Source organism: Pseudomonas sp. JV414 (assembly GCF_032424305.1).
GTDB classification, from domain to species: domain Bacteria; phylum Pseudomonadota; class Gammaproteobacteria; order Pseudomonadales; family Pseudomonadaceae; genus Aquipseudomonas; species Aquipseudomonas lini.
Genome location: NZ_VYKC01000017.1, coordinates 141,256 through 154,399, shown reverse-complemented (window position 1 = coordinate 154,399; position 13,144 = coordinate 141,256). Strand labels below are relative to the sequence as shown.

10 protein-coding genes are annotated in these 13,144 nt (G+C 60.8%); 4 read left to right on the top strand and 6 right to left on the bottom strand.

Annotation, left to right across the window (positions count from 1 at the left end):
* Window positions 1-87 precede the first annotated feature (87 nt).
* Window positions 88-2,607: an ATP-dependent helicase HrpB gene (gene hrpB, locus F6R97_RS18505; protein WP_315866907.1), complete on the bottom strand. Its 2,520-nt coding sequence runs from the start codon at window positions 2,605-2,607 to the stop codon at window positions 88-90.
* Window positions 2,608-2,716: 109 nt separating this feature from the next.
* On the opposite strand from hrpB, the gene F6R97_RS18500 reads away from it, so the two are divergent.
* Complete coding sequence (locus tag F6R97_RS18500; RefSeq protein WP_315866906.1) at window positions 2,717-3,136, top strand: polyribonucleotide nucleotidyltransferase; 420 nt, start codon at window positions 2,717-2,719, stop codon at window positions 3,134-3,136.
* A gap of 29 nt (window positions 3,137-3,165) precedes the next feature.
* Entirely contained in the window at window positions 3,166-4,062 is an 897-nt protein-coding gene (locus F6R97_RS18495; protein ID WP_315866905.1) for a cation diffusion facilitator family transporter, read from the top strand.
* On the opposite strand, the gene F6R97_RS18490 is transcribed toward F6R97_RS18495, so the two are convergent.
* Complete coding sequence (locus F6R97_RS18490) at window positions 4,056-5,054, bottom strand: DUF6515 family protein (RefSeq protein ID WP_315866904.1); 999 nt, start codon at window positions 5,052-5,054, stop codon at window positions 4,056-4,058. The two genes, F6R97_RS18495 and F6R97_RS18490, sit on opposite strands and share 7 nt — an antisense overlap.
* Before the next feature lie 435 nt (window positions 5,055-5,489).
* Here F6R97_RS18490 and F6R97_RS18485 point away from each other — a divergent pair, with 435 nt between their 5' ends.
* Window positions 5,490-5,969, top strand: a complete 480-nt coding sequence (locus F6R97_RS18485) for an Lrp/AsnC family transcriptional regulator (RefSeq protein WP_007894448.1) — start codon at window positions 5,490-5,492, stop codon at window positions 5,967-5,969.
* Window positions 5,970-6,208: 239 nt separating this feature from the next.
* Window positions 6,209-6,418 carry a DUF2788 domain-containing protein gene (locus tag F6R97_RS18480; RefSeq protein WP_052967423.1) on the top strand — a complete coding sequence of 70 codons (210 nt, stop codon included), beginning with the start codon at window positions 6,209-6,211 and terminating at the stop codon, window positions 6,416-6,418.
* Here the strand turns inward: F6R97_RS18480 and F6R97_RS18475 are convergent.
* The 4 genes from F6R97_RS18475 to F6R97_RS18460 all read right to left on the bottom strand — a co-directional run bounded on the left by F6R97_RS18475 (window position 6,413) and on the right by F6R97_RS18460 (window position 12,918).
* Window positions 6,413-7,054 carry a pseudouridine synthase gene (locus F6R97_RS18475; RefSeq protein ID WP_315866903.1) on the bottom strand — a complete coding sequence of 214 codons (642 nt, stop codon included), beginning with the start codon at window positions 7,052-7,054 and terminating at the stop codon, window positions 6,413-6,415. The genes F6R97_RS18480 and F6R97_RS18475 overlap by 6 nt on opposite strands.
* A gap of 69 nt (window positions 7,055-7,123) precedes the next feature.
* On the bottom strand, window positions 7,124-8,623 hold the full coding sequence (gene amn, locus F6R97_RS18470; protein ID WP_161794734.1) for an AMP nucleosidase: 1,500 nt from the start codon (window positions 8,621-8,623) through the stop codon (window positions 7,124-7,126).
* Between the two features lie 191 nt (window positions 8,624-8,814).
* On the bottom strand, window positions 8,815-10,464 hold the full coding sequence (locus F6R97_RS18465; RefSeq protein WP_315866902.1) for an acyl-CoA dehydrogenase family protein: 1,650 nt from the start codon (window positions 10,462-10,464) through the stop codon (window positions 8,815-8,817).
* Between the two features lie 75 nt (window positions 10,465-10,539).
* A complete protein-coding gene (locus F6R97_RS18460; protein WP_315866901.1) occupies window positions 10,540-12,918 on the bottom strand; it encodes a 7TM diverse intracellular signaling domain-containing protein in 2,379 nt (792 codons plus the stop codon).
* Window positions 12,919-13,144: the final 226 nt, after the last annotated feature.

Sequence of the window (13,144 nt, the reverse complement as noted above, 5' to 3'; positions counted from 1 at the left end):
TAGTGAAAAAAATCGCAGCCTTCGGCAGTTCCTACAAGGGATCGCATTCCAATGTAGGAGCTGCCGAAGGCTGCGATCTTTTGATCTTCAGCTTTTACGAGGCTTGATCCGCGCCGTCGCCTCGGCCACCAGCGGATCATCCGGCCAGTAGTGCTTCGGATACCGACCCTTCAAATCCTTCTTCACCTCGGCATACGTACTGCGCCAGAAGTTCGCCAGGTCCTGAGTCACCTGCACCGGTCGCCGCGCCGGAGACAGCAGATGCAGTTTCACCACTTGCCGGCCACCGGCAATGCGCGGCGTCTCGGCCAAGCCGAACAGTTCTTGCAACCGCACCGCCAGAATCGGCGGCTGCTCGCTGTAATCCAAACGGATCGATGAACCCGAAGGCACGCTCAGGTGATGCGGCGCCAGTTCGTCGAGCCGTTGCGGCAGCGGCCACGGCAACAAGTTGTGAACAATGCTCGACAAGTCCAGGTTAGCGAAGTGACTGAGGCGCGAGACTTTCCCCAGATAGGGCATCAACCAGTGTTCGAGACTTTTGAGCAGAGCGGTGTCGCTGACATCCGGCCACTCACTCTCACCCTTGCTGCCAAGGTCCAACTGCCGCAATAACGCAACTCGTGCCTGCCACTGACGCAGTTCCGGAGTCCACGGCAACAGCTCCAGACCTTTGCGCCGCACCAGGTTCACCAGCGCCTGACTGCGGGCGCTTTCTTCGAGCCCGGTCAGCGGCTCACGGCTAAGAATCAATTCGCCAACCTTGCGCTGACGCTCGGCCCGCAGCACGCCTTCGCGCTCATCCCAATCCAGTTGATCGACGCAACGCACCTGCTCGGCCAGCACCGAATCGAACAACGCCGGATCGAAATCCGTCGCCAGATAAATCCGTTCCTCACGCTGGCCCTGACGACTGCCCAGATCGGCGATCACCAGCCACGGTTGCTTCATCAAGCTGTCCGCTTCGGCAAACAGTGCCGCACGACCATTAGCCAATCGATATTCCGCCCCACCGGCCCGCCGCTGTTGGGCGACCCGATCGGGATAAGCCAACGCCAGCAACGCGCCAAGCCAGCGCGGATGCTCAGGATCGCTGACCGGCTCCGACGCTTTGCCCCGCAGATAACCGCGATACTGCCGCGCCAGTTGCCGGGCCCGTTGAACACCCCCCTGAGCGCCGCGTGCGGCCCGTTCTTCGCCGGACAACAGCACCAGTCGGCTGTGCAGATCCGCCCCGGCGCCACGCAAAATATCTCGCTCGCCGAGCAGTGCCGCGACATCGCAGGCCATGTCGGCCAAGCCGAGCGCCTGACCGCGCAACAGCAAATGCGCGATCCGTGGGTGAGCCGGCAGTTCGGCCATGGCCTGACCGTGTCGGGTCAGCGCGTCCCCCTCCAGCGCACCCAAACGTTCAAGCAGATCCTGAGCCTGTGCATAAGCCGCTGCGGGCGGGATATCCAGCCAAACCAACTGACCCGGTGTCACGCCCCAACGACCCAGTTGCAAGGCCAGCCCGGCAAGGTCCGCCGAGAGGATTTCCGCACTGGCGTAGGCAGCCAGTTGCTCGTGCTGATCCTGCGACCACAACCGATAACACACGCCCGGTTCCAATCGCCCTGCCCGGCCCGCGCGCTGCGTGGCGCTGGCTTTGGAAATACGCTGAGTATCGAGGCGGGCCATGCCGCTGCCCGGATCGAAACGCGGCACACGCGCCAACCCCGCATCGATCACCACGCGCACACCGTTGATGGTCAGGCTGGTCTCGGCGATGTTGGTGGCCAGCACCACTTTGCGTTTGCCGGCGGGGGCCGGATCGATCGCCGCGCGTTGCGCCGCCAAGTCCAGTTCACCGTGCAACGGGCAAAGCAAAACCTGTGTGCTATCGCCCAGTGCATCGGCAAGCTGCTGATGCACCCGACGGATTTCCGCCTGCCCCGGCAGGAACACCAGAAGGCTACCGGTCTCGTCGTTCAGCGCGTCGAGGATGGTCTGCACCACCCTGGGCTCGATAAATTCACCCGGTTGAAACGGCCGGCCCCAACGCATTGCCACCGGATACATGCGACCTTCGCTGCGCAGGATCGGCGCATCATCAAGCAACCCGGCCAGGCGTTCACCTTCCAGCGTTGCCGACATCAACAGAATTTTCAGCGGCTGATCGTCACGAAACAGCTCCCGGCCATTCAGGCTCAGGGCCAACGCCAGGTCGGCGTCGAGACTGCGTTCGTGGAATTCGTCAAAGATCAGCAAGCCCACGCCATCCAGCGCCGGGTCATCCTGCAAGCGCCGGGTGAGGATGCCTTCGGTAACCACTTCGATCCGAGTGTTGGGGCCTACTTTGCTGTCGAGACGAATGCGGTAACCAACGGTTTCACCGACCTTCTCGCCCAGTTCACTGGCCAACCGCTCCGCCGCCGCCCGCGCGGCCAACCGGCGCGGTTCGAGCATCAGAATGGTCTGCCCGGCCAGCCACGACTCATTGAGCAAGGCCAAAGGCACACGGGTAGTTTTACCGGCGCCGGGCGGTGCTTCAAGCACGGCTTCGTGGCGTGTAGCGAGGGCTTCACGCAGGGCGGGTAAAACTTCATCAATCGGCAAAGAAATCATGCTGGCTCCAAAACAGAGCCACGAGTATAACGGCGAACTGCTCGGTGTTTGTCGCGGTCCTAATTCATACAGACGCCCCTTCGTTTCCAGATAACTCAGGAGATTTCACATGCGTGCTCCCTTTCGCTTGATTGGCGGTGTACTGGTCGCGACCTTGCTGACCCAAATGACTGCCTGCGGCACGATCTTCTACCCCGATCGTCGAGGTCAGATCGACGGCAAGATCGACCCGGCCATCGCCGCGCTGGATGCTGTGGGTCTGCTGTTCTACATCATCCCGGGCCTGATCGCCTTTGCGGTGGACTTCGCCACGGGCGCCATTTACTTCGAGCCCAGCCGGACCGCTCAGGTGGCTCCGGAAAAACTCAAGGAAGCCATCGGTGCCGACGGCAAGGTCGATAACCACAAGTTGCAGACTATTCTCGAAACTGAGTTGGGCCGCAGCTTCCCGCTGGACGATCCACGCCTGATCCAGCACAAGGGCAGCACCCAGCAACTGGCCATGTTCGGCCTGCAACCCGCCGCGTAATCTGCGCACTAAAAGGAAAAGCCGCACCTATGACCACCAGTACCGAACACGCCCGCCTGCTGCGGCTGGCGACGCGCGCCTCGGTGGCGGTGGCGTGCATATTGATCGTCGCCAAAGCCATCGCCTGGTGGCTGAGTGGTTCGGTGAGCATGCTCGCCGGGCTGACCGACTCGGCACTCGATGGCGTCAGCTCGCTGCTCAATCTTTTGGCCGTGCATTACGCCTTGCGCCCGGCCGACGACGATCATCGTTACGGGCATGGCAAGGCCGAATCATTGGCAGGCATGGCTCAGGCGCTGTTCATTGGCGGCAGTGCGGTGCTGATTGCCTTGCAGGCGATCGAGCGGTTGAAGCATCCAGAGCCGGTAGGCGCAGCGTGGCTCAGCATCGGGGTGATTGTGTTCTCCCTCGCCCTGACCGTGGCCCTGCTGATGTTGCAGCATCGGGTAATCAAGGCAACCGGTTCCAACGCCGTGAGCGCCGACTCCTTGCATTACCGCTCAGACCTGCTGCTCAACGGCAGCATTTTGGTGGCGCTGGTGCTGGCCGGTTTTGGCTGGCATCAAGTCGACCCTTGGTTCGGATTGGGGATTGCCGCCTACATCCTCTGGAGCGCCATTCATATCGCCCGGGAAAGTTTTGCGGTGCTGATGGATGAAGAGCTGCCGCCGGATGTCAGCCAGCACATGCTTGAACTGGCCTGCAGCGTACCGGGAGTTTTAGGCGCCCATGACCTGCGCACACGAATTTCCGGTAACCAGTGGTTCGTGCAGTTGCACCTGGAATTGCCGGGGGAGCTGACGCTGTCAGTCGCCCACGGCATCAGCGATCAAGCCGCCGATGCGATTCACACCGCCTACCCGCGAGCCGAAGTGCTGGTGCACGCCGACCCGCAGGAAGTGGTGAAAGCCGCCAGGGCTCAGTAACTCACCTGATAACCGCGACTGCTCAGGCAGTTGCCCTGGGCCTGTCGGTAAACTTGCACCACCGACGGGGCCGGTTGATAGGTGACGGCACGCGGATCGAAGCCGCTCTGTTCCACGGCCCAGCGATAGCACTCGTAACCGTCCCGACTGACCTCCTCTGGCGACTGGCCGTTGGCCGGATACGCCACCACGTCATAACCACTGCTCACCGGTTGCGGCTGCACGGGGGGTTCGACCACGACGTACTCCTGCGTGCTCGCCTGGTAGGCGTAATACGCGCCGGCCGCCAGGAACAACAGTGCCCCGCCGATCCACACTTCACGGGCGTAATCGGGCAAGTAGCGGACACGAATCCCGCGAGGCGGTTGAACCACCACATAACGGGGGCCTTGCGGGCGATACCAGTAACCGCCGGAATAGAAATAATCCTGGCCACGATACGGCACGCGGTAATTGCGCTCCGGGAAGCGATCGATCACGTACCCCGGACGATACTGCGGACCGGGGCCCCAGCCATTGCCGCGCCCATCCGGGCGACCGGGCCAGCGACGATCATCATGACGTGAGCCCTGACCGCCAGTCTGCCAATTCCGGTTGTCATTGTTGCGCCGCGGTTCGTCCTGATAGTAGCCACGCCGGGGTTCCTGGGTCTGGCGCACGGTGTCGGGCCGGCCCTGGATCGGCAGATTGTTACTGGGTTGTTGCGGCGGTCGGCCCTGAACATTGGGATCGTGCGACGGACGGTTCTGCCGCTCGCCGCCCTGATTCTGGTCGTGGAGCTCGAACTGGCGGCTGTTGTCGCCACGAATGATTTCGTTGTTCTGCCGGCGTGGCTGATTGTTACCGTCATGACCCTGGCCGCGCCCCTGATGATCCGGCCCACGTTGCCCATCATCAGGCCCACGCATTTGCGGCTCGTCGGCAAGCGATTGCGCAGTGACACTCACACACAGCAAACCAACACCGGCCAAACGCCAGATGCGCGACTTCATGCTTTTCCTCACTGCGGGTTAGGGCCTGTACGTAAGACTGGGAAAGCGCAGGCCGGTTCTGCAACAGGTTATCAGTCACGCAACTTATTTATTGAGGGTCGCCCACAAATTCCGGGCAATAAAAAAGGGAGACCCGTCGGCCTCCCCTTGAGAACTTCGTCCGTGCTCGACGCTTATGACGTCGGCTCACCTCACGCCGTCTTCTGGACAGTGTGTAGCTCGGGGGCCGACACATCCCCGGTGGGGGTGGCGACCGCAGCTGGCCTGATTGGGCGAGCCGCACTGGACTGTTTGTCCGAGCAGTGATTCTGGTGATAAGAATAGGCCCGGGGCGACGACAGAGGATTGCGAAGATTGCTCAAATAAACATCACTTGCGCAATTTTTACCTCAAGATAGATAATCCGCCGCAATAGTTATGACAAAGGCCTGATTGATGAGCAAACTCGACCGATACGACCTGAGCATTTTGGCTGAATTACAGCGCGACGCGCGTATTTCCAATCAGGAGCTGGCCGAACGCATCGGCCTGTCGCCTTCGCCTTGCTCGCGGCGGGTCAAGCAACTGGAAGACGACGGTTACATCACCCGTCAGGTCGCCCTGTTGGACCGCAAGATGCTCGGCCTGAGCCTGACCGCCTACGTGCTGATCGGCATGGACCGCCATACTCCCGAGCGTTTCGAGAACTTCGAAGCCGCCATTCGCACCTTGCCGCAGGTACTGGAATGCAGCCTAGTGACGGGGATGGATGCGGATTATCAGCTCAAGGTAGTGGTGCCGGACATGGATCACTATCAGAAACTGCTGCTGGGGCATCTCACCCGGATTGAAGGGGTGACCAGCGTGCGGTCGAGTTTTGTGTTGAATCAGGTGCTCAACAGCACTGAATTGCCTCTAACCCATCTACGCAGCTGAGACGCGCTTCTGTAGGAGCTATGTAGGAGCTGTCGAGTGAAACGAGGCTGCGATCTTTTGATCTTGTTTTTAAAAAGCAAAATCAAAAGATCGCAGCCTCGTTTCACTCGACAGCTCCTACAAGAGTGCGCTGGGCGACGAATAGCCGCGACACACTGCCGCAGGTCAATGATCCGTCAATCTCCCTTGCCGTATACTCCCCCCGCCCTTTTTAGCCCCACCCACGCTGGAGATGTTCAATGGATCCTGCAGTACTCGAAGAGTGGATGATGACTGGTCTGGTCAGCATCCTGATCATTTTCATGGGTTTCATCGTCTGGGATCTGGCGAAAAAATCCAAGGCCGGGCGCTTCGGCTCGTTCATTCTGTTCTTCGTACTGGGGCTGGGTGTGGCCGCATTCGTGATCAAAGGCGTGGTGATCGGCATGATCGAATCCGGCACTCTATAAGCGCGCCGGCACTTCCTTCCACTGGCCCTGATCGAGCCCTTCGATCGACCAGTCACCGATTCTGACCCGCACCAGACGCAACGTCGGCAAGCCGACCGCCGCGGTCATGCGCCGTACCTGACGGTTGCGGCCTTCGCGAATCACCAGCTCCAGCCAACGGGTCGGCACGCTTTTACGAAAGCGCACTGGCGGGTTGCGCGGCCACAGTTCAGGCTCATCCAATTGTCGCGCTTCGGCCGGCAACGTCATGCCGTCGTTCAGCTCGACGCCATCACGCAAGCGCTGCAACTGCTCAGCGGTTGGCTCACCTTCAACTTGTACCCAATAAGTCTTGGCCAATTTATGTTTCGGGTCGGCAATTCGCGCCTGAAGCTGACCGTCATTGGTCAGCAACAGCAAGCCTTCGCTGTCGCGGTCCAGCCGCCCTGCCGGGTAGATTCCCGGAATCTCGATGAAATCCTTGAGCGTCGCCCGCCCTTCGCCGTCGCTGAATTGCGTCAGCACATCGAAAGGTTTGTTGAACAGAATCAGTTTCGGCTCGGCCGGCGGCGCTTTGGCGACACGGCGCGGGGCGGAAGAGGATGGCACAGGCTTCACGCCAGGGCGACGGGAAACGGGACGTGGGGGACGAGACATGGGAAATGGAATCTAACGGTCAGGGCTGCTAATGCTAGTGCCCTGACCGCTAAATGACCATGAGAACAATCAGCGGAACGGCGGTTCGTCGAAGCTGCGCAGTTTGCGCGAGTGCAGCGAGTTGAGTTCGGTGCGCAACAGATCCACCGCTTCGATGCCGATCTTCAAGTGCTGGCTGACCGCGCGTTCATAGAAGGCGTTGGCCGAACCCGGCAGTTTGATTTCGCTGTGCAACGGTTTGTCCGATACGCAGAGCAACGTGCCGTACGGCACCCGCAAGCGGTAACCCTGCGCGGCGATGGTGCCGCTTTCCATGTCCACCGCCACGGCGCGGGACAGGTTGATCAGCGGACGCTCCTGCGCCCAGCGCAGTTCCCAGTTACGGTCATCGTAGGTCAACACGGTGCCGGTGCGCAGACGCTTCTTCAGCTCGTCGCCCTTCTCACCGGTGATGTTGGCCGCCGCTTGCTGCAACGCCATCTGCACCTCGGCCAAGGCCGGAATCGGAATGTTCGGCGGCACAACCCGGTCGAGAATCCCGTCGCGGCGCATATAAGCGTGGGCCAGCACGTAGTCGCCAATGGTCTGCGACTGACGCAAGCCGCCACAGTGGCCAATCATCAGCCAGCAATGCGGACGCAGCACGGCCAGGTGGTCGGTGATGTTCTTGGCGTTGGACGGGCCGACGCCAATGTTCACCAGGGTCACGCCATGGCCGTCGCTGGCGATCAGGTGATAGGCCGGCATCTGGTAACGATGCCAGACCACGCCTGCGGCAATCGCTGACGCCTCGCCGTGGTCCATGCCCTTTTCGATGATCACGTTGCCCGGCAACACCATGCGCACAAAACGCGGATCGTTGCGCAGTTGCTCAAGACCATGAACGATGAACTGGTCGACGTAGCGGTGGTAGTTGGTCAGCAGAATCCATGGCTGCACATGGCGCCAGTCGCTGCCGGTGTAGTGCACCAGTCGGCGCAGGGAGAAGTCCACCCGCGCGGCGTCGAACAGGGCCAGCGGCAGCGGGTCGGTGTTTTCCCAATCGTACAAGCCATCGGCGATGCCATCGGTCGCGGCCGACAAATCCGTACTCGGGAACACTCGAGCCAGCACCGCCGCCGTGACGCCAGAGCCGGCCAGTTCATCGCCCTGCTCGACCACGTACGGATAAGGAATGTTCTGCTGACTGACGCCGACTTCCACGGTCACGGTGAAGTCGTGCATCAACGGAACAAGTTGCTCCAGCAGGTATTTGCGGAAAGCGCGGGGATGGGTGACGGTGACGCTGTAAGTTCCCGGTAACTGGACCTTGGCATAGGCGCGAGTGGTCTGTGGGACTTCGCCCTGGCAAAGGTAGGTCAGACGCAACTCGGGGTAACGAAACAGAGCACGCTGCTCCGCGTCCGGCTCGACGCGATCCTTGAGATAACGCTTGAGCGCCTGATTCAGCGCTGTGGTTGCACGCTCGTGCAAGGCAGCAAGCCGATCCACGGCTTGCTCGGCGGTTTGAACGACAATAAACGCTTCGGTCACGATCAGCTTCCTGTGTTCTGACTTGCAGACCTTCATCTTGCCTGCATCGTCGCTTCACGGGAACAGTGGCGTGTTGGCTGCACATCAATTCCGGACACAGACAAACCCTGTGGGAGCGGGCTTGCCCGCGATAGCGGTGTGGTCAGACAGCATCAATGTTGAATGTTGAACCGCTATCGCGGGCAAGCCCGCTCCCACAGGTTTCAGTGCTGTTGATCAAATTGTGGTCAAAACCCTTGCGGAGTCGACCGGGCCACAATCGCTTCCACATCCAGTCCGCGCGGCAACGTTCCATACACCCGACCGGCCGAACCCAGGCGACTGGCGATGAAAGCATCACTAACCGCCGCATTCCCCGCCTCCAGCAACAGCTTGGCCTGAAGCCCCAAAGCAATGTCTTCGGTAAGCTGGCGGGCGCGGTATTGAATGTCGGCGGTATCCTTGAACGCTGCCTGCAACTGGCTGATGTGCGCGGCCAGGCGTTTGTCGCCATGACCGTCACCCAACTCGCTGAACAACACATCAAGCACGCCCGGCTCTTTCGACAGCGCGCGCAACACGTCGAGGCATTGCACGTTGCCAGAACCTTCCCACGTCGAGTTGACCGGGGCCTCACGGTACAGACGCGGCAGGATGCTTTCTTCGACATAACCGGCGCCGCCCATGCATTCGGCAGCCTCATTGATCATCGCGGGCGCGCGTTTGCAGATCCAGTACTTGCCCACCGCCGTCACCAGCCGGGCGAATTTCGCTTCGCGGTCGTCATCCAGATGATCCAGCGCCCGGCCCATGCGCAAACTCAAGGCCAACGCCGCCTCGCTTTCCAGGGCCAGGTCGGCCAGTACGTTTTGCATCAAGGGTTGCTCGCTGAGCAACTTGCCTCCGACCTTGCGATGGGCGCAGTGATGGCTGGCCTGGGTCAGCGCCTGGCGCATCAGCGCACTGGAGCCGACCATGCAATCGAAGCGGGTCATGGCAACCATTTCGATGATGGTCGGAACGCCCCGGCCCTCTTCGCCGACCATCCAGGCCAGGGCGCCACGGAACTCCACTTCGCTGGAGGCATTGGACCAGTTGCCGAGTTTGTTCTTCAGCCGCTGTATGTAGAACTGATTGCGCGTGTCGTCCGGTCGATGACGCGGCAGCAGGAAGCAGGTCAAGCCTTTGTCGGTCTGGGCCAAGGTCAGAAAGGCGTCGCACATCGGCGCCGAGCAGAACCACTTGTGGCCCACCAGTTCATACGCCTGACCGGGACCACTGGCGCCGACCGGATAAGCCTTGGTGGTGTTGGCCCGCACGTCGGTGCCGCCCTGTTTCTCGGTCATGGCCATGCCGATGGTGACCCCGGCCTTGTGGGCCATGCCGACGTTGCGTGAGTCGTATTCGGTGGCGAGGATTTTCGGCAACCATTGGTCGGCCAGATTCGGTTGCAGGCGCATCGCCGGGACGCTGGCGAAGGTCATGGTCAGCGGGCAACCGCTGCCGGCTTCAGCCTGACTGTGCAAATAGGTCATGGACGCGCGGGCAACGTGGGCGCCCGGTTGTGGGTCGGTCCAGGGCAAGCCTGTCAGGCCATGCTCCACCGCCGTGCGCATCAACTCGTGGTAGGCCGGGTGAAATTCCACCAGATCGATGCGATGGCCGTAACGGTCATGGCTGACGAACACCGGTTTGTTCTGATTGGCCGCAAACCCCGCCTCCATCAGCGACCCGCCGGCCAATGCGCCGTAAGCGTCAATCCGCGACTCGGCCCAACCGGCATCGAAACGCCGCGACCACTCCTGCAAAGGCAGGTCGATGCGATAGAGGTTGGTACCGTCCAGCGACGGTGGCTGGTTGGTGACTTCGTGGGTTTCGGCGAACTGATGCAGGTTCATGACAGGGCTCCTTTGGTCAGCCAAGGGACTTTCAGTTAAGCACCGCCCCGAGGTTGAACAAAGTGGCATATCTGCCTAACTGTCGGCGCTTTCGCCTTGCCCTGGACAGAGCACCCGCCGATAGAGCGCCGCCTGCAAGTCCTCGAATTTCACCGGCTTGCTCAAGTAGTCGACCAAGGTGTCGCTCGGGCAATAGGCCCGGTCCGCACTCAGGGCAATCATGAACACGGGTAATTCGGCACAACCTGGCAAGGCGCGGATCCGACAGCAGATCGAGGCGCCGTCCAGAGGCGGCAGCTGACAGTCGAGCAGCACCGCGTCAACGGCTTCACGCTGCAAGTGATCGAGCGCGGCGACGTCGCTGTCAGCGGTGCGCACGCGGAACCCAAGCTTGAGCAACATGCCACGCATCACCAATTGATTGATGCTGTTGTCGTCGACCAGCAACACCGTGCAGTCCTGAGGCAAACGCAGGTGGGAGGTTTGCCGGATAATCGAAGGCGCAGATTCCACCACCGGCAGCTCAAATTCAACGTCCAGTTGAAAGCGACTACCACGCCCCGGTTCCGAGCGGTGGCTCAGGCGCCCGCCGAGCAATTCGACCAGTTGCCGACAAATGGCCAGGCCAACGCCCAGGCCACCGTATTCACGGGTCATCGAGCCGTCGAGCTGGAAGAAGCGCTGATACAGCGTTGCCGCCCCCAAATCGGTAAAGCCAATGCCGGTGTCGATCACCGCAAAGGACAGCGCCAGCCGATCGGACTCCACCGGTTTGCCCGTCACCCGTAACGCCAGCCCGCCGACCCGGGTGAATTTGATCGCGTTATCCAGCAGGCATTCCAGGCATTGCGTCAACTTGTCACTGTCGCCGTGCAAGCGGTCCGGGAGCCCCGGTGCAACCTCGACCTTGAAGTCCAGCGACTTGCTCGACGCATTGCCATCGAACTGCAGGCGCAAGGCCTCGACCACACTGCGCAAACTGAACACGTCCGGATAGGCCTTGAGCTTGCCGGCCTGCAATTCGGTCAGGGTGAGGATGCCATTGACCATGCGCATCATGTCCCGTGCCGAACCTGCAGCCGTCTGCTGATATTGCTCCAGCTCCGGGTCCATCTCGACGGTCTGCATCAACTCCAGCGAACCGATCACACCATTCATGGGCGTGCGCAGTTCGTGGGTCAGGGTGGCGAGGAATTCGTCCTTGAGCTTGTTACTGTGAGCCAGTTGCTGGTTCAGTACTTCTAGCTTCTGGCCGGCATCGAACAACGTCTGGGCCTGTTGCTCGCGCATGGCGTTGATGCGATCGGCCAGGGCCAGGGACAGCAGCGCCACTTCGATCGCCGAGCCGATCTGGCTGGCGTACATGGTCAGGAATACGTTGGGTAAATAACCCAGCACCATCAGGGTATTGACGACGCCACCGAGCAGGAACGCCGACCAGGCGATGATGAAATACCGTGCGACCCGCAGGCCACGCCACCAGGCGAAAATCCCGGCGGCGAAAATCACTACGGTAAAGACCAATGCCAGCAGCGTTGCCAGACGCAGGGCCAGGGCGTAACTGGTCATCAATGACAACCCGACCACCAGCGCACTGAACGCAATCAACGCCAGCAGCAAACGGTCGAGCCAGCGACTGAGGGTGGCCGTCTGCAAAAAGCTGCGGGCGAACTGGCTGCCGAACAATCCTGAACAGCCGATGAAGAACGGCGTCGCGGCGTTGGCCCACCACGGATTGTTCGGCCAGAAATACTCCACGGCCGCGCCATTCACCGACAGCTGATACAAGCCGAACGAGGCGATATAGACGATGTAATAGAGGTAGCTGGTGTCGCGCACGCTGAGGAAGATGAACAGGTTGTAGACCAGCATCCCCAGCAACACACCGTAAATCAGCCCCAGCACATAGAGGCGGACCGGCTGCTGTTCGAGGTAAGCGGTGCTCGACCACAAGGTGACAGGTGCCTGAACCGACCCTTGGCTTTGCAGGCGCAGGTACACGGTTTGCGCCTGCCCAGGCGCAAAGTTCAGATCGAACAGATAGTTGTTCTGGCGGATCTCGCGAGTGGCGAACGGCAACGCATCGCCGGTCTGTCGGACCAACTGATAGTCACCGCCAGCATCGGCCAAGTACAGATCAAGGTGATCGAGGGGCGGATAGGCCAACTCCAGCAACCAGGTCCGTTGCGCCGACGGGTTGGTCGGGCGGTACTGCAAGTCGATTTTCAGCCAGAACGCCGAACGCGAATAACCGGCGTTCAGGGTGGCTTTATCGTGGGATTTGAAGCGCCCGGCCGCCACTTGCGCACGGACATCGGCGATGGTCGCCTGACCGCCCGCGTCTTCATAAACCTGCATCGTTCGGCCCAGGGGAAGGCTCTGGGTGAACTCGTCGAATTCGACGGCGCTCGCCAGGAGGGGCAAGCACAACAGCAACATCAGCAAATAGCGCATTTAAGCCCCAGCGTGGCCTGTCCGGTTGTGTCAGGAAGCCCCCCATTCCTTTTGAGTAGACGTAAAACCGGTATTACCTGTTATTGGTTTGGATCCACTCTAGCATAGCCGTTGATGGCCATTGAACACCATTGAAATTTTTCCCACAATGGCTCTAGCACGGGCGTTCCAGCGCTACACATTGAGTTAGAGCTGTTGGCTTGGTCAGGTTGTGACAATGCCTCAG

Excerpts from the sequence above, each read along its gene's own strand:
- F6R97_RS18465 (WP_315866902.1), bottom strand. The coding sequence starts at position 10,464 with ATGAACCTGCATCAGTTCGCCGAAACCCACGAAGTCACCAACCAGCCA.
- F6R97_RS18500 (WP_315866906.1), top strand. The coding sequence starts at position 2,717 with ATGCGTGCTCCCTTTCGCTTGATTGGCGGTGTACTGGTCGCGACCTTG.
- F6R97_RS18495 (WP_315866905.1), top strand. The coding sequence starts at position 3,166 with ATGACCACCAGTACCGAACACGCCCGCCTGCTGCGGCTGGCGACGCGC.
- F6R97_RS18475 (WP_315866903.1), bottom strand. The coding sequence starts at position 7,054 with ATGTCTCGTCCCCCACGTCCCGTTTCCCGTCGCCCTGGCGTGAAGCCT.
- hrpB (WP_315866907.1), bottom strand. The coding sequence starts at position 2,607 with ATGATTTCTTTGCCGATTGATGAAGTTTTACCCGCCCTGCGTGAAGCC.
- F6R97_RS18490 (WP_315866904.1), bottom strand. The coding sequence starts at position 5,054 with ATGAAGTCGCGCATCTGGCGTTTGGCCGGTGTTGGTTTGCTGTGTGTG.
- F6R97_RS18460 (WP_315866901.1), bottom strand. The coding sequence starts at position 12,918 with ATGCGCTATTTGCTGATGTTGCTGTTGTGCTTGCCCCTCCTGGCGAGC.
- amn (WP_161794734.1), bottom strand. The coding sequence starts at position 8,623 with ATGAAGGTCTGCAAGTCAGAACACAGGAAGCTGATCGTGACCGAAGCG.
- F6R97_RS18480 (WP_052967423.1), top strand. The coding sequence starts at position 6,209 with ATGGATCCTGCAGTACTCGAAGAGTGGATGATGACTGGTCTGGTCAGC.
- F6R97_RS18485 (WP_007894448.1), top strand. The coding sequence starts at position 5,490 with ATGAGCAAACTCGACCGATACGACCTGAGCATTTTGGCTGAATTACAG.